The organism is Salinispora pacifica DSM 45544, assembly GCF_000378845.1.
GTDB lineage: Bacteria > Actinomycetota > Actinomycetes > Mycobacteriales > Micromonosporaceae > Micromonospora > Micromonospora pacifica.
Genome location: NZ_KB905359.1, coordinates 555,730 through 581,894, shown reverse-complemented (window position 1 = coordinate 581,894; position 26,165 = coordinate 555,730). Strand labels below are relative to the sequence as shown.

At 69.0% G+C, this 26,165-nt stretch carries 25 protein-coding genes; 9 read left to right on the top strand and 16 right to left on the bottom strand.

Annotated features, from left to right (window positions below):
• Nucleotides 1–761 precede the first annotated feature (761 nt).
• The 4 genes from SALPAC3_RS0102620 to SALPAC3_RS0102605 form a co-directional block, all read right to left on the bottom strand.
• Nucleotides 762–1,319: a hypothetical protein gene (locus tag SALPAC3_RS0102620; protein ID WP_018219716.1), complete on the bottom strand. Its 558-nt coding sequence runs from the start codon at nt 1,317–1,319 to the stop codon at nt 762–764.
• A 146-nt stretch (nt 1,320–1,465) separates the two neighbouring features.
• Nucleotides 1,466–3,157, bottom strand: coding sequence for a DUF885 domain-containing protein (locus tag SALPAC3_RS0102615; RefSeq protein WP_018219715.1), 1,692 nt, complete (start codon nt 3,155–3,157; stop codon nt 1,466–1,468).
• 85 nt (nt 3,158–3,242) lie between these two features.
• Nucleotides 3,243–3,788: a DUF7010 family protein gene (locus tag SALPAC3_RS0102610; protein ID WP_018219714.1), complete on the bottom strand. Its 546-nt coding sequence runs from the start codon at nt 3,786–3,788 to the stop codon at nt 3,243–3,245.
• Nucleotides 3,789–3,816: 28 nt separating this feature from the next.
• Nucleotides 3,817–4,008 (bottom strand): hypothetical protein, encoded by a 192-nt coding sequence (locus SALPAC3_RS0102605; protein ID WP_018219713.1) that lies wholly within the window; start codon nt 4,006–4,008, stop codon nt 3,817–3,819.
• 153 nt (nt 4,009–4,161) lie between these two features.
• Here SALPAC3_RS0102605 and SALPAC3_RS0102600 point away from each other — a divergent pair, with 153 nt between their 5' ends.
• Nucleotides 4,162–6,069, top strand: coding sequence for a S9 family peptidase (locus tag SALPAC3_RS0102600; protein ID WP_026185171.1), 1,908 nt, complete (start codon nt 4,162–4,164; stop codon nt 6,067–6,069).
• A 76-nt stretch (nt 6,070–6,145) separates the two neighbouring features.
• On the opposite strand, the gene SALPAC3_RS0102595 is transcribed toward SALPAC3_RS0102600, so the two are convergent.
• Together SALPAC3_RS0102595 and SALPAC3_RS0102590 are read right to left on the bottom strand one after the other, a co-directional pair.
• On the bottom strand, nt 6,146–6,499 hold the full coding sequence (locus SALPAC3_RS0102595; protein WP_026185170.1) for a DoxX family protein: 354 nt from the start codon (nt 6,497–6,499) through the stop codon (nt 6,146–6,148).
• 463 nt (nt 6,500–6,962) lie between these two features.
• Nucleotides 6,963–7,598, bottom strand: coding sequence for a TetR/AcrR family transcriptional regulator (locus SALPAC3_RS0102590; RefSeq protein ID WP_018219710.1), 636 nt, complete (start codon nt 7,596–7,598; stop codon nt 6,963–6,965).
• A 123-nt stretch (nt 7,599–7,721) separates the two neighbouring features.
• Between SALPAC3_RS0102590 and SALPAC3_RS0102585 the strand changes: the two genes are divergently transcribed.
• Nucleotides 7,722–8,582 (top strand): SDR family NAD(P)-dependent oxidoreductase, encoded by an 861-nt coding sequence (locus tag SALPAC3_RS0102585; protein ID WP_018219709.1) that lies wholly within the window; start codon nt 7,722–7,724, stop codon nt 8,580–8,582.
• A 26-nt stretch (nt 8,583–8,608) separates the two neighbouring features.
• On the opposite strand, the gene SALPAC3_RS0102580 is transcribed toward SALPAC3_RS0102585, so the two are convergent.
• The 3 genes from SALPAC3_RS0102580 to SALPAC3_RS0102570 form a co-directional block, all read right to left on the bottom strand.
• The gene (locus SALPAC3_RS0102580) at nt 8,609–9,328 is read right to left on the bottom strand and encodes a PP2C family protein-serine/threonine phosphatase (protein ID WP_026185169.1); all 720 of its coding nucleotides are present in this window, start codon (nt 9,326–9,328) and stop codon (nt 8,609–8,611) included.
• Nucleotides 9,325–9,897 carry a UTRA domain-containing protein gene (locus tag SALPAC3_RS0102575; protein ID WP_018219707.1) on the bottom strand — a complete coding sequence of 191 codons (573 nt, stop codon included), beginning with the start codon at nt 9,895–9,897 and terminating at the stop codon, nt 9,325–9,327. Before SALPAC3_RS0102575 ends, SALPAC3_RS0102580 begins: the two co-directional genes overlap by 4 nt.
• Nucleotides 9,898–10,029: 132 nt before the next feature.
• A complete protein-coding gene (locus tag SALPAC3_RS0102570; RefSeq protein WP_018219706.1) occupies nt 10,030–11,190 on the bottom strand; it encodes a pyridoxal phosphate-dependent aminotransferase in 1,161 nt (386 codons plus the stop codon).
• 67 nt (nt 11,191–11,257) lie between these two features.
• Between SALPAC3_RS0102570 and SALPAC3_RS0102565 the strand changes: the two genes are divergently transcribed.
• Together SALPAC3_RS0102565 and SALPAC3_RS0102560 are read left to right on the top strand one after the other, a co-directional pair.
• Nucleotides 11,258–11,803, top strand: a complete 546-nt coding sequence (locus SALPAC3_RS0102565) for an XRE family transcriptional regulator (RefSeq protein WP_018219705.1) — start codon at nt 11,258–11,260, stop codon at nt 11,801–11,803.
• Nucleotides 11,804–11,950: 147 nt separating this feature from the next.
• Nucleotides 11,951–12,589 carry an MIP/aquaporin family protein gene (locus SALPAC3_RS0102560; protein WP_018219704.1) on the top strand — a complete coding sequence of 213 codons (639 nt, stop codon included), beginning with the start codon at nt 11,951–11,953 and terminating at the stop codon, nt 12,587–12,589.
• 43 nt (nt 12,590–12,632) lie between these two features.
• On the opposite strand, the gene SALPAC3_RS0102555 is transcribed toward SALPAC3_RS0102560, so the two are convergent.
• The 4 genes from SALPAC3_RS0102555 to SALPAC3_RS0102540 form a co-directional block, all read right to left on the bottom strand.
• A complete protein-coding gene (locus tag SALPAC3_RS0102555) occupies nt 12,633–13,625 on the bottom strand; it encodes a tyrosine-type recombinase/integrase (protein ID WP_026185167.1) in 993 nt (330 codons plus the stop codon).
• Nucleotides 13,626–14,282: 657 nt separating this feature from the next.
• Nucleotides 14,283–14,777 carry a DinB family protein gene (locus SALPAC3_RS0102550; protein ID WP_018219702.1) on the bottom strand — a complete coding sequence of 165 codons (495 nt, stop codon included), beginning with the start codon at nt 14,775–14,777 and terminating at the stop codon, nt 14,283–14,285.
• A 352-nt stretch (nt 14,778–15,129) separates the two neighbouring features.
• Nucleotides 15,130–17,523 (bottom strand): ATP-binding cassette domain-containing protein, encoded by a 2,394-nt coding sequence (locus SALPAC3_RS0102545; RefSeq protein WP_018219701.1) that lies wholly within the window; start codon nt 17,521–17,523, stop codon nt 15,130–15,132.
• 77 nt (nt 17,524–17,600) lie between these two features.
• A complete protein-coding gene (locus tag SALPAC3_RS0102540) occupies nt 17,601–18,329 on the bottom strand; it encodes an SDR family oxidoreductase (RefSeq protein ID WP_018219700.1) in 729 nt (242 codons plus the stop codon).
• 132 nt (nt 18,330–18,461) lie between these two features.
• On the opposite strand from SALPAC3_RS0102540, the gene SALPAC3_RS0102535 reads away from it, so the two are divergent.
• A complete protein-coding gene (locus SALPAC3_RS0102535; RefSeq protein ID WP_018219699.1) occupies nt 18,462–19,169 on the top strand; it encodes a hypothetical protein in 708 nt (235 codons plus the stop codon).
• A gap of 76 nt (nt 19,170–19,245) precedes the next feature.
• On the opposite strand, the gene cydB is transcribed toward SALPAC3_RS0102535, so the two are convergent.
• Nucleotides 19,246–20,244 (bottom strand): cytochrome d ubiquinol oxidase subunit II, encoded by a 999-nt coding sequence (gene cydB / locus SALPAC3_RS0102530; RefSeq protein ID WP_018219698.1) that lies wholly within the window; start codon nt 20,242–20,244, stop codon nt 19,246–19,248.
• Nucleotides 20,245–20,260: 16 nt separating this feature from the next.
• On the bottom strand, nt 20,261–21,673 hold the full coding sequence (locus tag SALPAC3_RS0102525; RefSeq protein ID WP_018219697.1) for a cytochrome ubiquinol oxidase subunit I: 1,413 nt from the start codon (nt 21,671–21,673) through the stop codon (nt 20,261–20,263).
• Between the two features lie 164 nt (nt 21,674–21,837).
• Here SALPAC3_RS0102525 and SALPAC3_RS0102520 point away from each other — a divergent pair, with 164 nt between their 5' ends.
• From SALPAC3_RS0102520 to SALPAC3_RS0102505, 4 genes are all read left to right on the top strand, one after another.
• Complete coding sequence (locus SALPAC3_RS0102520; protein WP_018219696.1) at nt 21,838–22,605, top strand: lysophospholipid acyltransferase family protein; 768 nt, start codon at nt 21,838–21,840, stop codon at nt 22,603–22,605.
• A 64-nt stretch (nt 22,606–22,669) separates the two neighbouring features.
• Nucleotides 22,670–23,440: a glycerophosphodiester phosphodiesterase family protein gene (locus SALPAC3_RS0102515; RefSeq protein ID WP_018219695.1), complete on the top strand. Its 771-nt coding sequence runs from the start codon at nt 22,670–22,672 to the stop codon at nt 23,438–23,440.
• A 20-nt stretch (nt 23,441–23,460) separates the two neighbouring features.
• Entirely contained in the window at nt 23,461–24,849 is a 1,389-nt protein-coding gene (locus tag SALPAC3_RS0102510) for an MFS transporter (protein WP_018219694.1), read from the top strand.
• Between the two features lie 54 nt (nt 24,850–24,903).
• Entirely contained in the window at nt 24,904–25,611 is a 708-nt protein-coding gene (locus tag SALPAC3_RS0102505; RefSeq protein ID WP_080635109.1) for a thymidine kinase, read from the top strand.
• Nucleotides 25,612–25,654: 43 nt separating this feature from the next.
• Here the strand turns inward: SALPAC3_RS0102505 and SALPAC3_RS0102500 are convergent, their stop codons facing one another.
• Entirely contained in the window at nt 25,655–26,113 is a 459-nt protein-coding gene (locus SALPAC3_RS0102500) for an Rv0361 family membrane protein (RefSeq protein ID WP_018219692.1), read from the bottom strand.
• Between the last annotated feature and the right edge of the window lie 52 nt (nt 26,114–26,165).

Here is a 26,165-nt window from a genome sequence, read left to right as displayed (position 1 = left end):
GATCGGTGCGCGCCTATATTCCGAGGAAATTACGCCTCGGCCTATGTCCATCCAGGCGCGAGCACCGAACCGCTCGCAGGATGCCGCAGCCACCGTTGCAGCGTCTTCCAACGCCGTCGGGAAAATCCCGCCCAGCTGTGTAGTAGTAGTAGCAGAACGCGCCGTGAAAGCCCGGGACTCCCGAAGCTACGGCGAGCCGCTGGATCACGTGCCGATCGACAGCAGAGGCTGGCCGGTCGGCCCCGGACAGTACCGCCGAGGTTGGCACGTCTTGTGGGTTGGCGCGTTCGCCGCTCGCGTGCGCGTTTTTGCGGTGCGACCGGTCGCACGGACCGTCCCGGGCGGCCAGGGCTGAAGCAGCCTGTGCGCTCGCCGCGGGTGCGGCATTGCCGCGGCTTGTTTCAGGGGGCCGTGCCCGGGGGTGTCTCCCCGGTTGGCCCGTGAAAATCAACTATTTGGCCCTTGGTGTCGTCGTTCTTACCAACACCCCCGTGTACGAGCATGACGCTGCGGCCCTGGACCGGACGGTGGACGAAGCGGTCTGGGCAGCCGTTGAGCGAGTTGTGCTGGGGTTGAACGCTGCCGATGAGAGTCAGGCGCCATCGAGACCGGGGAGCGGGAAGAGCTCGCCGAGTACATCGACGCTGTTCTGACGAACGCCGGCGTGGATGTTGCTGCCCTTACCGCCGGGCGCGCGGCCTCAGCCGGGCAGAGCTGACTGACTCCTGGCGAGACTGGTGATCGTCCGCTGCGCTGGCGACTCATGCGGTGTCGCCGAGCAGCCGACGGGCCGCCTCCAAAGCGTCAGCGTAACCGGTGTCCGGCACATCGGTGTCCGACAGGAAGGCCTCGATCGTGTCGAGGTGTTCAGGCTGCAAACCACGGTTGGCTAGAGGTGCGATCAGCAGAGCGCGGCCGGTCGCGACGAGTTCGTCGTGTACCGGTCCGTTGGTAGGCACGGCGTCGTCGTCGGTCCAGATCAGCCGGTGTCCCTGGTCTAGGACGGCGTGCGCGGCGGCGAGTTTGGCTGCGGGTGCCGCGCTGTGACTGATCGGGCCGGTCCAGGAGCGTTCCAGCGGCGGCAGGGCGAAGAGGCGCTCGACCTGGTCGGCGTCGGCGCACCAGGTCGAGCACCAGCGCAGGGTGACGCTTCCAGCCTGGTGCAGGGCCCGGATGCGGGTGATCAGGGCCGGCGCCCAGCGCAGCCGGTACGGATGGCCGCCGCCGTAGGCGGTGCCGTTGCGGGGTGCGGCGCTCCAGCCGGGCCGGGTGGCGTTGAGTACGCCGTCGACGTCGAGCAGCCAGACCGGCCGGTTCACTGAGCTCCGCCTTTCGCGGTGACGGCTGCGGGCGCCGTGGTGCGTCCGGTGGCGGGGTCGGTGCGAATGACGTACCAGGGCATGCATACCCTCCGTCAGGTGGCTGATCCGCCGCCCGCAACCACGCGGTATCCGGAGGGCTGCGGTCAACTCCGGGGTGTGGTGCGGCTTGCGGGCCCGGTCTCGGGGCTTGCCGATGATGGCCGGCCCGGCGGCGTGTGGTCAACCTGCCGGAGGGCGGCGGTCAACTGGTCCAGGCCCAGCGAACCCAGCTCCAGCGCGCGCCGGTGGAACGCGCGCCGGTCACCGGGGAAGGACGAGCGGCCGGTCAGCCACGCCCGCTCGCCCGCCTTGTAGGCCAGTGCCTGTCCGGGCCGGCCCAGGTATCGCCCGAGCTCGGCCAGGGCGTACGGCCCCTGGTGACAGCGGTCGCGCAGCAGGGCCAGCGCGGCATCCGGCGTCCACACTGATCGATCACCGAACGGCGCCGGCAGCCGCAGGTGCAGGCCGATGTCGAGCACCACCCGGGCCGCTCGCAGGAGCTGCATGAACAGATGTCCCAGCCGCGCACCCGGTTGTTCGTAGAGCCCGAGTTCGTCCATGAACCGCTCCGCGTAGAGGGCCCAACCCTCCTGACCGGCGGAGAGGCCCCCGAGCAGGTTCAGCCGCTGCCCGAGACCTCCCCGTAACACCTCGGAGCCGAGGTGAAGATGATGGCCGGGGACACCCTCGTGATAGGCGGTGCTGTAGGCGATCCAGGTCGGGAAAGTCGTCGCGTCCTCCGGTAGGGACCACCAGACCCGGCCAGGCCGCGCCAGGTCCCGCGACGGCCCGATGTAGGCGACGCCGGACGACGTGGTCAACCGCGACTCGATCCGACGCAGCGGGGCCGGAATGTCGAAGTGCACGCCGTCCAGCCGCTCCATGGCCGCCTCCAACAGCTCCTGCAGCCACGCGCCGAACGCCTCCCTGCTGTGCAGCGTGCCGGGCGCGTCGGGGCCGGCGAACTCGGCAAGCACCTCGGGCATACTCCCGCCCAGGGCCTTCGCTTCCGCGATCAGCTCTGCCTCTACCGTTCGGAACTCGTCCCAGCCCCAGTCGTACAGCTCGCGCAGATCGGGCTGGGCCGCGAGGAAGGTGCGCACCCAGAGCGCGTACCGCTGCTGACCGAACGCCTCCTCCGCGACGGCGCGCGGTGCCAGGTCCGCGGTCAGTAACTCGGCCAGCTTCTGGTACGCCGTCCGCGCGGCCGTCGCTGCGGCCTGCAACGACGTCCGCTGAGGCCCTGCGCCGTAGCGGTCAACCAGGGCAATATCGTGGTCGATCCAGCTGCGGCAGCGTTGGATGACGAGCTCCACCTGACGCCGTGCCGGCAGGTTGCCGCGCTCCGCGGCGAGTAAGAGGCTGCGGGCGTACCCGTCCAGGGCGGCGGGGATCGCGGCCAGGCGCGCGCTGACCCGAGCCCAACCCTCCTCGAAGGCCGCCCTCTCGGCGCCGTGGCCGGGAACCGCGGCCTCGACGGCCTGGCGGATGAGCTGGAGTGGACCGGTGGCCGCCGCGTGCAGTTCGCGCAGGTCCTCCCCGGCGTCGTGCAGGGCGACCCGCGTTTGCAGCCGTTCGACGAGGTGGGCGTGCAGCGGGGTCGCGATGGGCAGGGCGGCACCCAAGGTCTTGAGCTCGCGCAGGGCGTGGGCTGAGAGGTCGGCGCGGGTCTGGTGCCCCTCCGGGCCGTAGTCGGTGAGCCCGTCGACATCCTGCTCACCCGCCTCGACGACCGCCGCGCAGGGATCAAGGTCAGCCATCTCAGAAAGGAGCCGAGCCGCGAAGTCCTCGATCACGGCGGCAATGCTAACTCGTAGCAGCTGGACAACGGATCCGGTGGTAGCTGGCGGTCGCCCGAACCGGGCAGCCCCGCCCACCGAGTCAGAGAGCCAGTGCGACCGCGGCCCCGCTCAGCAGGAGGAGCCCGCTCGACAAGCATGTTCGGTGCGCACCGACGATCGGGCCGGGGCCGCCGACGCGCTCGGCGCGGTGGCTGACGAGCGCGGCGGCGAGCGAGATCGCAGCACCCAGCACGATGTAGAGCGGGGTTCCGTAGAGCCACGAGTAGGGCGCGAAATGCACGACCAGCAGGATGACCAGGCCCAGCGGCACCAAGGTGTACTGCCTACTCAGGACCAGAAGGATGACGACCGGAAGGCCAAGCAGCTGACCGGTGGCCATCGTCACCGACAGCGAGTCGAGGGCGGCATGGTGGGGCGGGGGCGGCCCGGGGGTCAGGAGCGTCATCGCCAGGGCCACCGGCAGCGCGACCATGCCCTGGAAGAGCGTGACGATGGCGGCGGTCCGCGGACTTGCCCTCGCCCACGCCATGGCGGCGACAAGCCAAGTGATGCCGTACGCGGCCAGGAACGCCCACCCGTGTCGGTTCGCCGCGGCGAGTGCTCGCGTGTACTCCTCGACATCCATGGATCATGGCCTCCGAGCCCATCGGTCGTCAGAGTGAGGTTGTGCTGCCTTGCGGCAGGGACGGTACGACCGCTTCCAGGAACCTGGCCGGCTGGTCTCGGTGCACATAATGACCCGCGGTGATTGTGACCAGCCTGGCGTTCGGCATCCGTGCCGCCGCGGCCGCCAGCAACGCCTGCCGGTCGTCGCTGACCTGACCCACATCGATCGAATCGGTCATCCGGCCACTGTAGCCACGGGGACGCCGATCGTCGGGGTGGTCATGAGGAGCCGACATCCCGATCGATAGGCAGCACTGTCCTGGTCGGTCAGGCCGCCCAGACGTCGTACGCCGCGTGCTGGCCCGCTACGACCCAGGCGGCAAGATGCTCACATGACAGCTCTGACCGCCGAACTCGTGGTGGATGGTTGTGCTCCCCAGAGCCCGGTTCTCGCCCCTGATGGCCGCATGGTGTGTTACGTGCTGGTTCCCACCAGCCGAGTCGGCGACCACCTCGACACCGAGTTGTGGCTGGTCGACGTTGACGGTAGCGGTGCGGCACGCCGGGTGACCGCGGATATCGCGACGGAGTCCCTGCCGCGCTGGTCCACGGACTCGGGCACGCTGTTCTTCCTGTCCGACCGTGTCGAGCGCGGTGTCCCGCAGTTGTACCGGCTCACCCTCGCTGACGGCATCGTGACCGGGTTGACCGGCTGGCGGGCCGGTATCACCGATCATCTGCCCCTCGCCGACCGCGACCAGGTCGCTCTGCTCGCGCGGGATGAACCCACCGAGGAGGACGAGCGCCGCGCCCGGGACCGCGACGACGCTGTCGTCGTCGGGGTGCGGGAGCCGCAGACCAGGTTGCGACTGCTCAACCTCGACACCGGCCAGGTCAGCACGCCGAACGTGTTCGGCGATCGGCACGTCGTCGAACTGCGCCAACGACCGGACGGCGGCCCGCTCGCCGTGCTCACCCAAGCCAGCGCCGACAACGACTACGGTCCCCGCACCGCCCGACTGCACCTGTTCGACTACCGCTCCGGAACCGCGGAGGACCTTGGGCCGGTCGCCGCCGACGCGCGTTCACTGGCGTGGTGGCCGGCGGAGGACGGTTGGCACCTCGGCTACCTTGCCCTCACCCCACCGGGCCTACAGGCCGGTAGCGCCGTGTTCGACCTTGCCCTGGACGATCGTGTCCTGCGGAACCGCACCGCCGGGCTGTCGATGTGCCCCACCGAACTGTGCCAAACCGACGCCGCCGCGCTGGTGGTGTTCGCCGACGGACTGAACACCACCCTGGCCCGGCTCGACCCCCACAAACTCACACCCCTGTCGCAGCACCGGGGACGTCTCGATGGCCTCACCGCCACCCGTACCGGCGCGGAGGTCGCCGCGCTGACCGGCAGCCGGTATCAACTCACCAACGTTCACTTCGGGTCGGTGGCCGGGCCGCTGCGAAGAATCACCGACACCCGTCCGGAACTGGCCGGGATCCCGCTCGGCACGCAGCAACCACTGACCTACCACGCCGCCGATGGTCTCGCCCTGGACGGTCTGCTCGTACTCCCGGTGGGAAAGACCGCAGCTGAGGGGCCGTTCCCGCTGGTCACGATCGTGCACGGGGGACCGTACGACCGGCACGCCGACCGCTGCCAGTTGTTCTGGTTCCCCAGCGGCCAATGGTTGGCCACCGCCGGCTATGCGGTGTTTCTGCCCAACCCGCGTGGTGGTCAGGGCCACGGTCACCAGTTCGCCGCCCGCGTGGCGGGCCGGGTGGGCCAGGAGGAGTGGACCGACATTCTGACCGGCATCGACCTGCTCGTCGCCCGGGGCGTCGCCGACCCCGATCGGCTGGGCATCGCCGGGTCGAGCCACGGCGGCTTCATGTCCGCCTGGGCTGTCGGCCAGACCGACCGGTTCCGCGCCGCACTGGTCGGCGCCGGCGTCACCGACTGGGGCATGCTCGCCGCGACCGGGGAGAACGGCCAGTTCGAAGCCGCACTCGGCGGCAGCACCGGCTGGTCCGGCATCGGACCGCACCCACATGACGCTGTCAGCCCGATCTCCTTCGCCAGCCGCATCCGCACTCCGGTGCTGATAATGCACGGCGCCGAGGACACCAACGTCCCGCTCGGCCAGGCGGTGTATCTCCATCGGGCGCTACGCCACTTCGGCGTTGAGCACGAGTTCGTGATCTATCCGAGGGAGGGGCACGCCATCCGCGAGCGCGCCCACCAACTCGACGTCCTACAGCGCACGCGCGTCTGGTTCGACCGCTGGCTCTGCCCGGAACGGTGACGCCCGCCGCGAGTGCCGCCCGGGTCGGGGCAGGGTGAGCTGTTCGACCCGGGCGGCACCGGCGGTGTTTCGGGGATCAGGCGTTCAGGACGTGCAGGACGGCCAGCACGGCGGCGGCGACTGCGAACACCACGGGAACCAGGACCGCCGGGATCGGGTCCTTCGCGCGGGCATGGTAGCTCGCTGCCCCGATCAGCAGCAGGGTCAAACCGACCGCGGCAGCGACCGCGATCGGCCACCAGAGCAGGCCCAGCAGCAGGCCCGCCACCGCGAGGAGCTCGAGGCCGCCGATCAGCTGGGTGCGGGCGGGGGAGACCCCCAGGTGGGCCATCCGCTCCCGCATCTGGGCCTGGCCGACGACCTTCGGGACAGCCGCGGCCAAGATCACCGCGGCGAGAAGCAGGGTTAGAACGACGACGGGGATACCCACAACCTGTCCTTCGGGTAGTGGCGGACGATTTGCCGACCGTAACAGGGCCGGCCCCAGGGCTAAGGTGCGGCGCCGAGGGGTGCGACGACAAGCATCCACATCGGCATCACCTGGTTCGATGTCGCCGACTTCTGCCGCGCGTACGGGCCACAGGCCGGCGCCGAGGTCATCGACGTCGTTCCGGACCGGCTGCAGGCGCTCATCGAGTTCATACGCGACCAGGCCAGCCGGGGCAACGAGGCGTTCCAGCAGCACGTCGCGGACGGGCACACCGACCTCTACGAGGCGGACATCAGCTACGTACGCGTCCACCGTGACACCCTGCGTGCCGCGTTCGACGTGGACTGAGGCGGGTGTCGGCACCCGTTGGTGGTGGCGAGCCGGGCACCGTCGCGGTTACCGGAAGAGCCCAGACCGCTACCCATTGTAGTTGATGCCCAGGATGTAACGGACTGGTGCAGCCCTAGACTGCCCCACCGTCGGCTGTCCGCCCGACCCGGCTATTTCGAGGGCGGGGGTGAAGGCCGTTGAGGGCGGCGGCGACGACGCTGTCGGCGTACTCGCTGGTGAGGGGGCCGCTTCGTTGTAGCCAGCGGTTGAGCACCGGCCCCCAGATGATGTCCACCGCCACGTCGAGATCGAGGTCCGCGGCGAGTTGGCCGGCCCGTTGGGCGCTGCGCAGCCGATGTCGTTTGGCGTGCCGCATCGGCTTGTCCAGGCGTTCGGCATAGGCGGCGGCCAGTTCGGGGTCGTGTGTGATCTCGGTGGCCAGCGCGCGCATTGGCTGGTCGTAGCGCGGGTCGGTGAGCTCCACGACAGTGGCGCGCAGGACCGCGGTCAGGTCTGCGTGCAGGTCGCCGGTGTCCGGAAGGAGTACCGGCTCACCCGCACCGTCCTCATTGAGCATGAGGAACGCGTCGAGAATGACGACGCCCTTGGAGGGCCACCAGCGATAGATGGTCTGCTTTCCTACTCCGGCGCGCGCGGCGATGCCCTCGATGGTGAGTTTGGCGTAGCCGACCTCCTGCAGTAGGTCGAACGCGGCCGTGAGAATGGCCCGCCGGGAGCTCTCCCGCCGACGGCTGGGGTTGGGTGCCATCCCAACATCATAGCTAGCGAGACGAATCGCATCGTCTTGTAAGAGGGGGTCAGCAGGAGTAACATCGCTACCGAGACGTTACGTCTCGTCTTGTAGGTCACCCTGTTGAAGACTGGAGAACCCATGCGCGACCCATCCGACACCGCCGCCCGCACCTGGTTCATCACCGGAGCCAGCCGCGGCCTGGGCCGTGCCTTCACCACGGCCGCGCTCGAACGAGGGGACCGGGTGGTCGCCGCCGCCCGGACCATCGCCGCCGAAGACTTCGATGAGCGCCACAGCGAACGGCTGCTTGCGCTGCCGCTTGACCTGACCGACCGTACGGCGGTCTTCGCCGCCGTAGCCACCGCGATCGAACACTTTGGGCGCCTCGACATCGTCGTCAACAACGCCGGCACCCTGTCCCTGGGTATGATCGAGGAATTCACCGAGGAACAGGCGCGGACCCAGTTCGACGTGAACCTCTTCGCCGCGCTCTGGGTCTCCCAGGCCGTCCTGCCGCAGCTACGCACCCAACGGGCCGGCCACATCGTGCAGATCTCCAGCATCGCCGCCCTCGGCGGCTTCCCCAGCACCGGTCTGTACAGCGCGAGCAAATTCGCGCTCGAAGGCATGAGTGAAGCCCTTGCGCTGGAGGCGGCCGCCTTCAATGTCAAAGTCAGCATCGTGCAGCCCGGTGGCTACTGGACCAACCTCTACCAGGACATGACCACCACCACGGAGGCGGATGCCTACGATCCGCTCCGTGCCCAGGTGCAGGCGCAGTGGGCGCACGGGTCGGTCGACAGCGACCCCCGCCTCGCCGCCGAAGCCCTGCTCACCCTCGTCGACAGCGACGAACCACCGCTGCGGCTACTGCTCGGCGGCACGGTCTACGATCTGGCCTTTGACCTCTCCCGCCGCCGGATGGACACCTGGGCCAGTTGGGAACAGGTCAGCCGGGCCGCCGAGCACCCCGTCCCAGCACCCGAAGGCCTTCGATAGCGACCTCCCACACCTGCCCCGGGAGGCTAGCTCTCGTCCCGGACGTGCAGGACGATCGCCGACACGTCGGGGCCACCCTGCGTGAGCGCGGAAGCGACCAACCGGTCCACCGCCTGCTGCGGAGTTGCGGCGGCCGCCAGGGTCGTGTGCAGGTGCTCAGGTGACACGTAGGAGCTGAGCCCATCTGAACAGAGCAGGATCCGATCGCCGGAGGCCAAGGCCAACACGGTGATGTCGGATGAGCGGCCATCGGGATCGCCATCCAGAAAGCGCGTCAGCTTGTCGGAGAGATGGGGCACCCCGGCGGCGCCGGCGACCAGGTTCCGGTACAGGTGATCCTCGGTGATCTGAATGGTGCGATCCCGCTGCGGGCCCGTCGCCGGCAGGAGATAGGCCCGAGAGTCACCGACATTGGCCAGGGCGGCCGCCGTACCGGCACTGAGCAGTGCGACCAGGGTGGTCCCCATGCCCGCAAGGCTCGGTGCGGCGGCAACCCGGTGCCGCACCGCACTGTTCGCGGCCTGCACCGCCTCTCCCAGCACCACCGGCAGCGCCGCGGGGTCCACTGCCCGGTCGTAGCGCCGCACTGCCTCGATCACGGTGGTACTGGCGACATCGCCGGCACCATGGTTACCGAGACCATCGGCGACCGCGAACAGACACCGCCCCACGTGAATGGCGTCCTCGTTGCGTCGTCGACCGAGCCCCACGTGACAGCTCCCCGCAACGTCGATGCGCAGACTCACCGTTGCGGGTCATCCTCCGGGCGCGCGTTGATCATTTCAGGCCACGGTTCCCGCGCCGACCTACCACGATGCAGGAGGTGGATGGTCTCGACCCGGTCACTGGCGACCACGCACTCGGTCACCTCGACCGGCTCCCCGTCGTCGCCAGAAACACCCACCCGAATGATCTCCAGCACCGGAAGGCCCACCGAGATCTCCAACAGGGCGGCCTCCCGCGTACTGGGCATCCGCGCGCGGTGGATCTCCATCCAGGTGATCGGCCAGTGGCCTCCAACCTCCAGCCGGTGTTGCCAACCGTCCGGCCCGGCGGGCGGGGAGTGCGACCCAGACCCGTTCGCTGCCCGCGGATGGATCCAGGAGGTACTGACCTGGAAGGGCGGCTCCGCCTCGGGGCCGGTGACCCCGAACCGGCGCATCACCGGGGTACCAGGCTCAACCTTGAGCAGCTCGGCGATGCGCCGATCGTTGAGGGGGTCAACAGCCGCCACCGGCGCGATGTGCTCCCGCCACACCTCCGGACGGGTAGCCGGCGGGAAGCAGTAGCCGCTGACAGCGACGTTCCGCTGCACCAGATCCCCCCGGGGCCGACGTGGACGGGCCGCTCCGTACCGCACGATGACCCCCGCTCCGCAAACCCCCAAACCCAGCCGTCCCCTACTTCTTCTACACCCAGCAGCCGGCCGAGGGTGACCGAACGCGGACTATCCGATGGCCCGACGGAACCGGTCAGCCAGGCTGGTAAGCCGGCTGACCGGTTCGTTGGCGAACACGATCCGCAGGTAGTGCGCTCCGCTGGGGCCCCAGCCGTCCATCGCCGTGGCCGCCACCTTCGCCCGGTCGAACAAGAGCCCCGCCAGCTCGGCTGGCGTCAACCCCAGGGGTCGGGTGTCCATGAGCAGCGACCAGCCGCCATGTGGCCGAACAACCGGATAATCCGAAAGCTGCTGCAGGACCGCGTCGCAGCGCCGCTGCCACTGTTGGGTGGCGGCGGTGACATCAGCCTCGGCGTCGGGTGCGTCGAGCGCGGCCGCCACCGCCCCCTGCGCCAGCCCAACCTGGCAGACCACATTGGCCATGCCGACGAGCTTGATGTCGGCGAGAATCGCGGCCGGGGCCACGACCCACCCGACCCGCCAGCCGATCAGCCGCAGTTCCTTCGATGCCGAACCGACGGTGATGGTGCGCCCGGCGAGGCCATCATGAGCGGCTGGATGGCTGGGGCGAAGGCCGTCGAAACGGATCCGTTCCATCGCCGCGTCGTAGATCAGCCAGGCATCGTGTCGCGCACAGGCAGCAGACAACGCGGCCCAGTGCTCCGCGTCCAGGACCAGCCCGGAGGGCATGGCCGGGCCCATCATCAGCACCGCGGCGGTGTTGGGTCCCACCGCGCCGGCGAGGTGTTCCGGATCCACCACCCAGCCGGCCGGCGTGGGCGTGGCGGGCACGAAACGCGGCACCCCACCAGCAAGCCGGACCCGGTTGACCAGACCGGCGTAGATGGGGTCAACCAGCACCACCTCCTGACCCGGCTCCACGGTCGCCAGCAGCGTGTTCAGGATGCCGTTCAGTCCACCAGCGACGCTGACACACTCGGTGTCAGGGTCGTACCGCCGGCCCGCGACGCGCGACACATGAGCTGCGGCGGCCGCGCGAAGGGAACGCTGTCCCTGGAAGGGTAGGTAGCTGTTGGCCGCGTCGTCGTCGATCGCGGCCCGGGTCGCGGCGACCGCCACGGCCGGTGGTCTCAGATCGGTGTCCAGATTCTCCAGGCGAAGAAAGTCCGGGTCGGCTACCGCGTCCGCGGCGTCGCCGACCAGATCAACGCCGATGCCCGGAATGTCGCGTAGGCGGCTGACGGTCATGTGACCCTCCTCAAACGTCCCGCTCCGTTCGCTTCCCTGGAACGAACGTAACACTAGACTGGTACGCATGGATTTGGCACGCACGGTCGGCTCGAATGTGCACCGACTGCGACACACCGCAGGCATGTCCCTCGCCGACCTGGCCGCAGCCGGCGACCTCAGCAAGACCACCCTGCACAGCATCGAGCAGGGGCACGGCAACCCAACCCTCAGCACCCTGTGGGCCCTGGCCGCGGCGCTGAGGGTGTCGCTCGGTGAGCTACTCGAGACGCCCACCCCCAACACCGACGTCGTACGCGCCGACGACCCCCAACCCCGCGTCAGTGGGGACGCGGTCAGCGCCCGCCTACTCCACCGCATCCAACTGCGCGGCACCGTGGAGGTCTACGACATCGACGTGGCCCAGACCATCCAGCACTCGCCCGCCCACCTGCCCGGCGTGCAGGAGTGCCTCATCCTCACCCACGGAAGCATCACCACCGGCCCCACCGACGCCCCCGCCACCCTGGCCGAGCACGACTCCATCCGGTTCGACGCCAACCGCCCGCACCAGTACCAGGGCCACGACCGGCACAACCGGGCAGTCCTGCTGATGTTGCACCCCGAAACCTGAGCCCGCCGGGTCGCGCGACCCTCCGCCAGCGCTTCGTCCACAACACGCCGACATCCAACGATATCTCTCAATCATGTCACTGCTTCGTAAGATTTGCATTAATCAATACGAGTAGTGTCGGCGAGGAGATCGACAAGGGAGGCGGCAATGCGTCGGTACGCGACCGAACTCATCGGAACATACTTCCTGCTCCTGACGATCGGCCTGGTAGTCACCACGATGAACGCCCTAGCGCCCGTGGCAATAGGCGGAATTCTCATGGTCATGATCTACGCCGGAGGACACATATCCGGGGCCCACTTCAACCCCGCCGTAACACTGGCCGTTCTCATCCGGGGCCGCATCAGGGGAGCCGACGCCGGAGGGTACATCCTGGCCCAACTCCTCGGCGGTCTCGCCGGCGCGGTGACCAGCCAACTCATCCTCGACAACGCAAAGCCGACAGCGCTGTCACCGGCAGGGCGCGAGATCTGGATGGCACTGGCGGTGGAAGCCCTCTTCACCTTCGCCCTCGCCTACGTGGTGCTCAACGTCGCCACCAGCCGCAGCCACCCGGATAACTCCTTCTACGGCCTGGCAATCGGGGGAACCGTCCTGGTGGGGGTGGTTACGGTCGGTGGAATATCCGGCGCGGCCTTCAATCCGGCAGTCGCCTTCGGTGGCGCCGCCATCGGCCTCTTCGCCTGGTCGTCAATCTGGATCCACCTACTCGCCCAAGCCATCGGAGCGACGCTCGCGGCGATGGCTTTCCTCGCCCTCAGCGAGCAGGACCGCGAACCCGCCTGACCCCGGCGGCTGGCCCCGGCAGCGCCCGGGACCAGCCGCCGCATCACGTCGACAACAAATCCGCCAGCACCCGATGGGTGCGATTCGAGCGCACCGCGGCCCGCTGTTGACCCGCCGTCACCTCGATGTATGCCTGCGATGACGCCAGCGACACATGCCCCAGCAGCCGCATGATCTCCGCCGCGCTCGCACCATCCTCCGCCAGCCGCGTCGCGAACGTGTGCCGCAACGCGTGCAGCCGCGCCCCCTGCGGCACCCGGTCACCAATCCCGGCCCGCCGAAAGCAGGAGTCCACCAGATACTGCAGTCCGCCCCGGCGCAGCGGCCCACCCCGTCGATCCATCAGCAACGGCGCGTCGGGGCGTACACTGCGGGCACCAAATCGATGGCGACAACTGCTCAGGTAGTCCGCCAACACCTGGTCCACCTCCGGCTCCACCGGCACCACCCGTGGCCGCCCACCCTTACCGGCCACATCAAGCCGCCGCTCGCCAACCCGCCCGGCCAGGGACGCCACCCGAAGCGCCAACATCTCGGCCAGCCGTAGCCCGCCGCACAGCGCCAGCGCCAACACCGCCACGTCCCGCTGCGGCCAGGGGTCTCGCTGCCGGCCGTCAACCCGGGCCACGGCGGTCAACAGCTGCTCTGGGGTGTCCGCTCCGCGCAGTGGCTTGGGCCGGGGTAGGGGCGCCTTCGGACGCCCGACCGCTGCCATCGGATTGCCGGCAACGATCCCGTCCGCCACCAGGAAAACGAAGAAGCTGTTCCAGGTAGACCAGGCGCGATGCACCGACGCGGCGGAGCGGGTAGCGGCAAAGTGGGCGAACGCTGACCGCAGCGTGCGGGAGTGGAGCGCCGCCAACGGCAGGTTATCCAGGGGGAGGGGAGGGGCGAGCGCCTCGGCGGCGATGCTCGCCACGGTACGCAGGTCCCGCCGGTACGCCGCCACGGTGTGGGGGGAAGGTTTGCGGGTGGCGCGATCGGTCAGGAACTCCTCGATCAGCCGTGCCACCGCTTCACCCGACCTATCCTGCATAAGGAACATTATGCATGAAACTTCGCGTTTTGGGCAGGGGGTGCTGTCGACAATCCCTGACGGAGGGCTGGGGACGCGATAGACCCGCCTGGGCTCATCCACCGGCAAGGCAGGGGCTGAACGGGCGACGGAAGGGTGACCGGGCCGTACCGACTGCGGCGGTGGTGCGCGGGGGTAGGCCACTCGGTGGCTGCCCGGATGATGGCGCCGCCGTCCGCGCCAAGGTCGCGATGCTGCCCCTGCGGGGTGAAACACCAAGGAGTCGAGCAACTGCACGTGGCCCGCCGCCCGGGGGTTTGGGGCGTAGCCGGAGAGGGGCCCCCGCTCGTCGGAGGGAGCCGTCCAACCACCTTACTTGACATAATGTACATTATCGAATCTTGGCGGATGGGTCGAAGTAGCCGAGAAGCCTCATCACGAGCCCACGAACGATCAGCCGTGCATACTGCGGTGTCAGCACGATGGCCCGGCCGTCAGCGGCAGATCCGGACGGTAGGACATTCCGGCCGTGGGACCAAGGCGTTCCACTGATGGTCGGCCGCAGCCATCATCAGTCCCGGCTCCAAGGCCTTCGCGATCTTGCCGAAGGCGGGCTGCGCCTCGGGGCTAGCTGTTCCGGCTGACCAGTGGTTGTGGCAGCTGGTAGCCGTCACACGATCAACGGCCGGTGACGCCGTCGATGAGTTCGCGAAGGATGTCGGCGTGTCCGGCGTGCCGGGTGGTTTCGCTGGTCATGTGAGCCAGTACCCAGCGAAGCGTACGGGGCTCCTCGTTCACGGACTGGGCCGTACGGACGTCAAGGTCGCCAGCCGCACGGATGTGCACGTCGCTGTCGGTCATCGCGGCGCGGTAGTCGGCAATGACCTGTTCGGCAGGCTGATCCTCAGCGACCACCATGTCCATGTTGGCATCGGCGTACTGGGCGTCACCAGCCACTGTGTATCCAAACCAGTACCGCTCGGCGCCGGTCAGGTGCTGGACCAGCCCGAGCATTGTCGTATCGGACGCCACCAGGCGGCGTCGCAACTTCTCCTCGTCCAGCCCTTCCAGCTTTTTCAGGACGCAGGACCGGCTGAAGGACAGAAACGCCAGTGCCGTATCCGTCTCGTTGTCGTCGTTGAACGGCACGGGTTCGCGCTGTGACTCGAGCATGGGCACGACCCTACGGTCACCTGCCCCCGGCAAGCACTCCCACACCAGCCGCTGAGCGTCTCCCCGAACACTGAGGCCACCAGGGCCAACGGAGACATCCCTGGGATCGAGTTCAGGGGATTTATCCAGTGCGGGCACGACGCCGCCACCCCGATCGACAAGGGCCAGGGGCAGCGCGGTAGCCCCCTCCACCTCCAGGTTGACAACGTACTTACTCACCGCGCCATGATCGCCTACTCCCCCAAAATGACCAACTCGAATTCCTCGTGCCGCCACACGACGGCTACCAGTTGGCCGGTGCGGTGTCCCCCATCAGCATCTGACGAACTGACGCCCGAGCGCCGACGGGTGCTCAGGGGCGGACGTAGGCGGCGAGATGCTCGCCGGTGCGGGTGCTCCGGCTGGTGACCAGGTCGGCCGGCGTACCGTTGAAGACGATCTGGCCGCCGTCGTGGCCGGCTCCGGGTCCGAGGTCGATGATCCAGTCGGCGTGGGCCATCACCGCCTGGTGGTGCTCGATGACGATGACCGACCGGCCGGCGTCAACCAGCCGGTCGAGTAGGCCGAGGAGTTGTTCGACGTCGGCGAGGTGCAGACCGGAGGTCGGCTCGTCCAGGATGTAGATCTCGCCCTTGTCGCCCATCTGGGTGGCGAGTTTCAGCCGCTGTCGTTCGCCGCCGGAGAGGGTGGTGAGCGGTTGGCCGACGCTGAGATAGCCGAGCCCGACATCGGCGAGTCGCTCAAGTATCCGGTGGGCGGCCGGGGTGCGGGCCTCGCCCGCGCCGAAGAACTCTCGGGCCTCGGCGACCGGCATCGCGAGCACTTCGGCGATGTTCCGGCCGCCGAGTGAGTATGCGAGTACCGAGGCCTGGAAGCGTTTGCCCTGGCACTCCTCGCAGGTGGACTCGACGGAGGCCATGACGCCCAGTTCGGTGTAGATGCTGCCGGCACCGTTGCAGGTGGGGCAGGCGCCCTCGGAGTTGGCGCTGAACAGGGCCGGTTTGACGCCGTTGGCCTTGGCGAACGCCTTCCGGATCGGGTCGAGTAGGCCGGTGTAGGTGGCTGGGTTGCTGCGTCGGGAGCCGCGGATGGCGCTCTGGTCGATCATGATCACGCCGTCGCGGCCGGCGACGGATCCGTGGATCAGGGAGCTCTTGCCGGAGCCGGCGACGCCGGTGAGGACACAGAGCACGCCGAGTGGGACGTCAACGTTAACGTCGCGGAGGTTGTGCGTTGTCGCGCCCCGGATTGGCAGGGTGCCGGTGGGTGTGCGTACGGACGGCTTCAGGGCGGCGCGGTCGTCCAGGTGTCGGCCGGTGATGGTGGCGCTGTGGCGTAGGCCGTCCAGGGTGCCTTCGAAGCAGACGGTGCCGCCGGTGGCGCCGGCACCGGGGCCGAGGTCGACGATGTGGTCGGCGATGGCGATGGTTTCTGGTTTGTGTTCGACGACGAGGACGGTGTTGCCCTTGTCTCGTAGGCGTAGCAGCAGGTCGTTCATGCGGCGGATGTCGTGCGGGTGTAGGCCGATGGTGGGCTCGTCGAAGACGTAGGTGACGTCGGTGAGTGCGGAGCCGAGGTGGCGGATCATTTTGGTGCGTTGGGCCTCTCCCCCGGACAGGGTTCCGGTGGGCCGGTCGAGGGAGAGGTAGCCGAGGCCGATCTCGGTGAAGGAGTCCAGGAGGTGGCGTATTCCGGTCAGGAGTGGGGCCACGGTCGGTTCGTCGAGGTCGCGTAGCCAGCTGGCCAGGTCGCTGATCTGCATGCGGCACAGGTCGGCGATGCTCCTGCCGTTGATCTTTGAGGAGCGGGCTTCGATGCCCAGTCGGGTGCCGTCGCACTCGGGGCAGGTGGTGAAGGTGACGGCGCGTTGTACGAAGGCGCGCAGGTGTGGTTGGAGTGAGTCGACGTCCTTGGCGAGCATGGACTTCTGGATGCCCGGGATCAGGCCGGTGTAGGTCAGGTTGATGCCGTCGATCTTGACTTTGGTGGGTTCCCGGTGGAGTAGGTCGTGTAGCTCCTGCTGGGTGTACTTGCCGATGGGCTTGTCGGGGTCGAAGAAGCCGCAGCCGCGCAGGATGCGGCCGTACCAGCCCTCCATGCTGTAGCCGGGGATGGTCAGCGCGCCTTCGTTGAGGGTGCGGGTGTCGTCGTAGAGGGCGGCCAGGTTGAAGTCGGTGACCGCGCCCATGCCCTCGCAGCGGGGGCACATGCCGCCGACTCGGGTGAAGGTGACCTTTTCGGTTTTCGTGCGGGCCGCGCCGCGCTCGAGGGTGACCGCGCCGCTGGCGGTCACCGAGGGCACGTTGAAGGAGTACGCGTTGGGTGAGCCGAGGTGTGGGTGGCCGAGCCGGCTGAACAGGATGCGCAGCATGGCGTTGGCGTCGGTGGCGGTGCCGACGGTGGAGCGTGGGTTGGCGCCCATTCGTTCTTGGTCGACGATGATGGCGGTGGTCAGGCCTTCGAGGAGGTCGACCTCGGGTCGGGACAGGGAGGGCATGAACCCCTGCACGAACGCGCTGTAGGTTTCGTTGATCATCCGCTGGGACTCGGCGGCGATGGTGGCGAAGACCAGGGAGCTCTTGCCGGAGCCGGAGACGCCGGTGAAGACCGTGAGTCGGCGTTTGGGTATGTCGACGCTGATGTCTTTGAGGTTGTTCTCGCGGGCGCCGTGTACGCGGATCAGGTCGTGGCTGTCGGCGACGTGCGGCCCGGCTGGCTGGTGTGCCGGGCTGGTGGCCGTGCTCATCGGGTCTCCTGGGTCGGGTGTGTGCTGGCTGGGTCTGGGTGCTGGCTCCGGTTGCTGACGGTCGGGTTGGTGGCGGGTCAGAGGCCGCCGGCGACGCGGAGGATGGTGCCGGTGGTGTAGCTGGCGTCGGGTCCGAGGAGCCAGGCGATGGCGGCGGCGACCTCGTCGGGTTCGCCGGCGCGTCCGAGTGGGACGCGGGTGGCGGCGTGGTCGGCTCGGTCGGGCTGGCCGGATTGGATGTGGATGTCGGTGCGGATGATGCCGGGGGCGACGGCGTTGACGCGGATGCCGCGGGGGGCGAGTTCTTTGGCCAGGCCGAGGGTGAGGGTGTCGGTGCCGGCTTTGACGGCGGCGTAGTGGACGTATTCGCCGGGTGAGCCGAGGGTGGCGGCGGCGGAGGAGATGTTGACGATGGCGCCACCGGCGGGCATCCGGCGGGCGGCCTGTTGGGCGGCGAGGATGTAGCCGATGAGGTTGACGTCGACGACGTGGCGTAGGTCGGTGGGGTCGAGGTCGACGAAGGGGCCGATGGGGCTGGTGACGCCGGCGTTGTTGACCAGGCCGGTGAGGTCGCCGAGGTCGGCGGCGGCGGTGAACAGGGTGGCGAGTTGGTCGGGGTCGCGGGTGTCGGCGGGGATGGCGATGGCGGTGGTTCCGGTGGCGCGTAGCTCGGCGAGGACGGTGTTGGCGGCGGTGTGGTCGCGTTGGTAGGAGAAGGCGATGTGGTGGCCGGCGCGGGCGAGGCGGCGGGCGGTGGCGGCGCCGATTCCGCGGCTACCACCGGTGATGACGGTGACTGGACTCAACGGTGCTTCTCCCCTGGTCTGGCGGGTGTGTGGCGAGGCTACCCCGGGGGTGTGATGGGGTGGCGCACCTTGGGTGGGCGGCAGCTGGTATCAAGTACTGCTGTCGGACAGGTGTACGGAGGAGGGGGTGTGATGTCGGGGCAGGGTTTGTCCACCGAGGAGGTGGCGGGTATCCGGGAGGCGGTTGCCGCGGGCCGGAAACCGAAGGTGGTGTTCACCGCGTCGGCGGGGCAGATCGCGGGGCAGGTCGGTCAGGTCGTGGCGTTGACCGATCCGGCGGTCTCCGACGAGTTCGTGGTGGTGCGGTTCGGGCGGGACGAGTTGCCCTTCTCCCCTGTTGATGTGGCGGTGGCGCCACGGGGGGCGGGGCGGAGGGTGTCGTCGGCGGAGCGGCCGGCTGGGGAGCCGGTGGTGGCGGAGCCGGTGGTGGCGCCGGAGCCGGAGTTCGTGTTGGACACGCCGCCGGTGGCGGCGCGGGCGGTCGGGGAGGATGCCTCGGCGCGGCCGGCGGAGTCGGCGAAGCCGGCGCGGCGGGCGGTAAAGCCGGTGAAGGCGGCGAAGGCGAAGGGGCCGGCGGGGCTGACGGTGACGTTGGCGTACGGCGAGGGCGAGTGGACGGTGGCGGCGCAGCAGGGGGCGAAGGTGCTCGCCAAGCCGTATGTGGTGAAGCCGGCGGAGGCGCTGCGGATGGTCGGTCTGGTGGATGTGTCGGGGGTGCAGGAGGCGGTGGAGCAGATCCTCGCCGCGGAGCGGGCGGAGGCGGAGCAGCAGGCGGAGAAGCTGCGTTCGGAGTTGGCGGAGGTGGAGGCGCGGCTGGCGGAGCTGCGGGAGGTGGGCTGAGGGCATTGTGCCGACGGTCGCCCGCCTCCCGGGTTTCGGGGGCGGGCGACCGTCGTTTTGGTGGGGCGTGGTGGGGTCAGTGTCGCGGGATGTGGGCCACGCCGATGCGCTTGCGGAAGACCCAGTAGGTCCAGCCCTGGTAGGCCAGCACGATCGGGGTGAAGATCACCGCCACCCAGGTCATGATTTTCAGGGTGTAGGGGGTGGAGGCGGCGTTGGTGGCGGTGAGGGTGCCGGCGGCGTCCAGGGTGGATGGCAGCACGTTCGGGAACAGAGCGGTGAACAGGGTCGCCACGGCCAGGCCGATCGCGGCGGCGGTGCCGATGAAGGCCCAGCCCTCCCGGCGGGCGTAGGCGGCGGCGAGGCCGCCGAGCAGGGCCACGGCGGCGGCGACGGCGAGGATGATGGCGGCCGTGTTGGCGCGGATGGTTAGGCTCCAGGTGAGGAACGCGACGGCGAGTACGGCGGTGGCGATGCCGACGCGGATGGCGAGGGCGGCGGCCCGGTCCCGGATGTCACCGACGGTTTTGAGGGCGATGAACACGGCGCCGTGGGTGAGGAACAGGGCGGCGGTGGTGAGGCCGCCGAGGAGCGCGTAGGGGTTGAGGAGGTTGAAGAACCCGCCGGCGTATTCGTGGTCGGCGGTGAGGGGTACGCCGCGCAGGATGTTGGCGAATGCGACTCCCCAGAGGACGGCGGGGAGCAGGGATCCGAAGAAGATGGCGTGGTCCCAGCGGCGTTTCCAGGATGCTTCGGGGCGCTTGTGGCGGTATTCGAAGGCGACGCCGCGGGCGATCAGGGCGAGCAGGATGAGTAGTAGTGGTAGGTAGAAGCCGGAGAAGAGGGTGGCGTACCACTCGGGGAAGGCGGCGAACATGGCGCCGCCGGCGGTGATTAGCCAGACCTCGTTGCCGTCCCAGACCGGGCCGATGGTGTTGATCAGGACGCGGCGTTCGCGGTCGTCGCGGCCGAGGACCGGTAGGAGCATGCCGACGCCGAAGTCGAAGCCCTCGAGGATGAAGTAGCCGGTGAACAGCACGGCGACGAGGAGGAACCAGATGGTGGTGAGTTCCATGTGGGGGCTCCGCAGATCAGTAGGCGAAGGCGAGCGGGCGCTCGGCGTCGTCGGTGTCGTCGGGTTCGGGGGCGGGGGTCAGGTCGGGTACGCCGGCCTTGGCGTAGCGGATGAGGAGTTTGCATTCGATGACGGCGAGGGCGGCGTAGATGAGGGTGAAGGCGGTGAACGAGGTGAGGACTTCGGCCAACGACACGCTGCGGGAGACGCCGTCGCGGGTGAGCATTTCGCCGAAGACGATCCAGGGCTGGCGGCCCATCTCGGTGAAGATCCAGCCGAAGGAGTTCGCGGCGAGGGGTAGGAGGGGCATGACCAGGCCGGCGCGGAGTAGCCAGCGGCTGGTGGGGGTGCGGCCCCGGCGTTGGCTCCAGAGCACCAGGAGGGCGATCGCGGCGGCGGCCAGCCCGAAGCCGATCATGAGGCGGAAGCTCCAGTAGGTGATCGGGATGATCGGGGTGTAGCTGCCGGCGCCGTACTGGGCGGTGTATTGGGCTTGGAGGTCGTTGATGCCGCTCACGGTGCCGTTGGGGTCGCCGGTGCCCAGGTAGGACAGCAGGTAGGGGATCTTCAGGGCGAAGAGTTCGCGGCTGCCGTCGAGGCTGCCGATGGTGAGTACGGAGAAGGAGGCGGGGCTCTCGGTGTCGTAGAGGCCTTCGGCGGCGGCCATCTTCATGGGCTGGACCTGGGTCATGATCTTGCCTTGGATGTCGCCGGTGATCATGACGGCGGTGGCGGAGATCAGGGTGACCCAGGATCCGAACTTGGCGGCGAACCGGTAGGCCGGGGTGTCCGTGGAGTCCGGTCTGCGGATCAGGTGCCACAGGGCGACGGCGACGAGGAGGGAGCCGGCGACGAGGAAGGCTCCGGCGATGGTGTGCGGGAAGGTGATCAGGGCGACCTTGTTGGTCAGGACGGCGACGAAGTCGGTCAGTTCGGCGCGGCCGGTGTCGGGGTTGATCCGGTAGCCGACGGGGTTTTGCATGAATGAGTTCGCGGCGAGGATGAAGTAGGCCGACAGGTTGGTGCCGATGGCGGCGGCCCAGATGGTGGCCAGGTGTAGGCGTTTGGGTAGCCGGTCCCAGCCGAAGATCCAGAGGCCGATGAAGGTGGATTCGAGGAAGAAGGCGACCAGGGCTTCGATGGCCAGGGGGGCGCCGAAGATGTCGCCGACGAAGCGGGAGTAGTCGCTCCAGTTCATGCCGAACTGGAATTCCTGCACGATGCCGGTGACCACGCCCATCGCGAAGTTGATCAGGAAGAGTTTGCCGTAGAACTTGGTGAGTTTGAGGTACTTCTCGTCGCCGGTGCGGTGCCACAGCGTTTGCAGGATGGCGACCAGGATGGACAGGCCGATGGTTAGTGGCACGAACAGGAAGTGGTAGACGGTGGTGACACCGAACTGCCAACGGGCGACGTCTAACGCGTCCACCTGTGACCCCCAGATCTACGGACTTACTACGAAGCGTAGTAGATACTACAGTCGGTCGTAGAAGAATTCTCAGGGGCGGGGGGCCCGAGGCCCCGGGACCAACGGCCTCGATCATCGGGGTCAACGGTCCGCTGGGTGCGCGCTCATGCGATCATGAAGCGCTGATGGAGACTGGGCACCCCGAATGGCGAGCGCCGCTGCTGTGGCGTACCGCCCAACCGCTCGCCCGCGTCGTGGTCGGCGCCCTGGCCCGGCTGGAGGTGGCCGACGAGATTCCGCGGCGCCTGCGCCCCGGCCCCCTGCTGCTGGCCGCCAACCACATCAGCCCGTTCGACCCGATCGTGCTCGCCGCCGCCTGCCACTCGGTGGGGATCGCGCCGCGGATCATGGCCACCGGCGGGCTGTTCCGCGCCCCGCTGGTCGGTGCCGCCATGCGGCACGCCGGGCACATCCGGGTCGACCGGGGTGCCAGCACCGTGGCCGAGGCGATGACGGTGGCCGCCGACGCCCTGGCCGGCGGCGCGGTCATCCTGGTCTATCCGGAAGGCCGTATCGGCCTGGATCCGGGGCTCTGGCCCGAGCGGGGCAAAACCGGCGTCGCCCGGCTCGCCCTACGCTGCGGTGTGCCCGTGATCCCGGTCGCGCAGTGGGGCGCCCACGAGGTGCTCCCCTATCGGACCCCGAAGGGGCTGGCCCCCGCGCTCGCCCGCACCGTCACCCACCGGCGGGTGGTCCGGGTACGCTTCGGCGCCCCGGTCGACCTCACCGACCTGGCGCCCGAAGCACCCGGTGCGGCCCGCCGCGCCACCGACCGGATCATCGACGCGATCACCGAGACGCTGGCCCCGCTTCGGCCCGACGAACCCGACCGTCCCCGCCACGTCGATCCCGGGCGGCCGGTCGACACCAGCCGCTCCCACCGTCGGAGCTGACACCCACCACTTTCGGGCTGTCGCCCACTACCTGACGACCGGGTTGGCCGGCATACTTCTCGGCGTGCTGACCGGCCCCTGCCCCTACCTCGACACACCAGCGCCGCTGGCATTCGCCCACCGTGGTGGCGCCGCCGAGGGCGACGAGAACACGGCCGCGGCATTTGCCCGCGCCATCGACCTGGGCTACCGGTACGTCGAGACCGATGTGCATGCCACCGCCGACGGCGTCGCGGTGGTCTGCCACGACCCCACGCTGCACCGGGTGACCGGCTCCCCCGGGCGAATCGCCGAGCTGCGGTGGGCCGACCTGGCGACGGTGCGCGTCGGCGGGGCCTCCGTCGTGCCCCGCCTGGACGAGGTGCTGCACGCCTGGCCGCAGGTTCGGTTCAACGTCGACGTCAAGGCCGGCTCCGGCGTCGAACCGGCGGTGGCCGCCGTCGAGCGCGCCGGCGCCGGCGATCGGGTGCTGTTGGCCTCCTTCAACGACGCGCGGCTGGCCCGGATGCGGACGTTGACCGAGGGCCGGATCGCCACCAGCCTCGGCGTACGAGGGGTGGCGCGACTGCGGATGGCGTCGTTGACCGGCCGGCGGGTGCGGCTGCCGGAGTCGGTGGTCGCCGCGCAGGTGCCGGTACGGTACGGGCGGCTGCGAATCACCGACCGTCGGTTTCTGGCCTACTGCCACCGCCTCGGCCTGCAGGTGCATGTCTGGACCATTGACGAACCCGCCGAGATGCACGAGCTACTGGACCTCGGGGTGGATGGCATCATGACCGATCACGTGGGCGTGCTGCGCGACGTCTACCGCAGCCGCGGCCACTGGGCCGTCTGATTCAAGGATAGCTCCCGGACATGTCCGCCACCCCCATCGTTGACGACACTCCCCTCACCCCGCGCAGCAGCCGTCGGGAACGCACCGGTTGGTACTTCTACGACTGGGCGAACTCTGCGTTCCAGACCACCGTCATCACCGTGTTCCTCGGGCCGTTCCTCACCACCGTGGCGGAGCAGGCTGCCGGCTGTGAGCTCGGTGCGGACAGCTGCATCGGGTACGTGTACCCGCTGGGGATCAAGGTCGCGGTCGGGTCGTACTACCCGTATCTGATCTCACTGTCGGTGCTGCTCACCGTCTTCGTGTTGCCGGTTGTCGGCGCGGTCGCCGACCGGACGCGGCACAAGAAGCGGCTACTCGCCGCCGCGGCCTACGTCGGTGCCGGTGCGACCGTCGCGATGGCCTTCGTCACCGGGGAGCGGTACCTGCTCGGCGGGGCGCTGTTTCTGGTCGCCAACATCGCCTTCGGCGCCGCGATCGTGGTCTACAACTCCTTCCTGCCGCAGCTGGGTGGGCCGGACGACCGGGACGGCATCTCGAGCCGGGGGTGGGCGCTGGGGTACCTCGGCGGGGGTCTGTTGCTGGCGCTCAACCTGGCCGTGGTCACCGCGTTCACCGAGGAGGGCAACCCGCAGCGCACCCTGGACCTGGCCCGCTGGTCGATCGTTTCGGCCGGGGTGTGGTGGGCCGCGTTCACTCTGGTGCCACTGCGCTGGCTCCGCGAGCATCCCACCGCCGCGGCGCTGACCGGCGGCGGCAACGTGCTCACGGATGGTTTCCGGCAGCTCGGGCGTACCCTGCGGCAGCTGCGGGCGTATCCGTTGACGCTGTTTTTCCTGCTGGCGTTCCTGGTCTACAACGACGGCATCGCGACGGTCATCACCCTGTCCTCCCAGTACGGCACCGAAGAGCTACGGCTGACGCAGAGCACCCTGATCATCACCATTCTGTTGGTGCAGTTCCTAGCCTTCGGTGGCGCGCTGCTGCTCGGCGCGCTCGCCCGGCGGATCGGTGCGTGGAAGACCGTCCTGTTGAGCCTGGTGCTGTGGATCGCGGTGGTGATCGCCGCGTTCCGGCTGCCCGCCGAGGCGCCGTTGCCGTTCATGGCGCTCGGCGCGGCCATCGGGCTGGTGCTCGGTGGTAGCCAGGCGTTGAGCCGGTCGTTGTTCAGCCAGCTCATCCCCGCCGGTAAGGAGGGTGAGTACTACGGTTTCTACGAGATCAGCGACCGGGGTACCAGCTGGCTTGGTCCGCTCGCCTTCGGACTGGTGTTCCAGCTGACCAACTCATACCGGGTGGGCCTGGTCTCGCTGCTGATCTTCTTCGTGGTCGGGTTTGTGCTGCTGCTGGCGGTACCGATGCGGCGGGCGATCGTGGCCGCGGGGAACCGACCACCGCGGGTGCTGTGAGCCGGTCGATTGCTGCCGTCGCCGCGGCGGGTTGATGGGCTAGGCTGCCGGACCGTGACCGACCACACCCCCGCCGATTCAACTCCCCTCTCCCCCGTGTCCGGATCGTCCGTGCGCGCCGGCGCGCACGGACGTCCGTTGCACGCCGCGGCGCTGCGGTTCTACTGGGGTCCGATGGACTGCGGCAAGTCCACCATGGCGTTGCAGATGAACTACAACCATGCCCGGCAGGGTCGGCGAGGCCTGGTCACCACCCGCATCGACCGGTCGTTGGGCCCGCGGGTGACCACCCGGGTCGGGCTGGCGCACGAGGCGGTTGAGGTCACCGCCAAGCTGGATCTGCGCGCGCTGGTCCGCAGCCGGCGGGCCGAGGGCGTCGGAATCGACTACCTGATCTGTGACGAGGCCAGTTTCTACCAGGTCGAGCAGGTGGAGCAGCTGGCCGAGTTGGTTGACGCCGACGATGTTGACGTTTACGCGTTCGGCCTGGCGACCGACTTCCGGTCCCGGATGTTCCCGGCCGCGCGGCGGCTGTTCGAGTTGGCGGACTCGGTGGCCCGGATCCAGGTGGAGGTGCTCTGCTGGTGCGGGCGGGAGGGGCTACTCAACGCCCGCGTGGTCAACGGGCGGGTGGTGCGGGAGGGCGCGCAGGTGGTTGTCGGCGACACGGCCGAAACCGCCCAGGTGCGTTACCAGGTGCTCTGCCGACGCCACCACCGTGCCGGCGAGTTGGGGCCGGCCACATCCGGCTGTTCCGGCTGACCGGATCAGTCCCGGTGCGGTAGATCATCCCTGGTTCGGTGGATCAGTACGGGTCGCCGCAGACCCGCCAGCCGCCGTCCTCGGTGATGATGGAGAGGTCCCGCTGTTCGGTGGTGCCGCTGTCGCGGGTCAACCGTACGGTGACGGTGCCCTGTGGTCGGCCGCGGCGGCTGGTTACCGCGACGTCGATGATCTCGTAGTTCTGCACGGTCGGCGGGGTTCGTACCCAGCTACTGAAGCCGATCTTGCTCCACCGGCTGCGGGAGTCGGCGCAGAGCTGTTCGTAGGCGGCGGCGGTGTCCCCGGTGGTGAGCTGTCGCAGGAAGCCGTCAGCGGTGCGCCGTACCGGCTCGGCGGCGCGGGTCACCGCCTGTAGGTTCCACGCGGCCAGCCCGGCGACGCCCACACAGCAGAGCAGGACCATGGCGCCCGCGACGACCAGACCGGTCCGGAGCGGCCGTCGCGGCTGCGACGGCCGAATCCACGGCGGCTCGGCGTTCACACCCTTCGACGGTAGAGACCTGCCTCCGGGCAATGGTGCGGAATACCGCGAC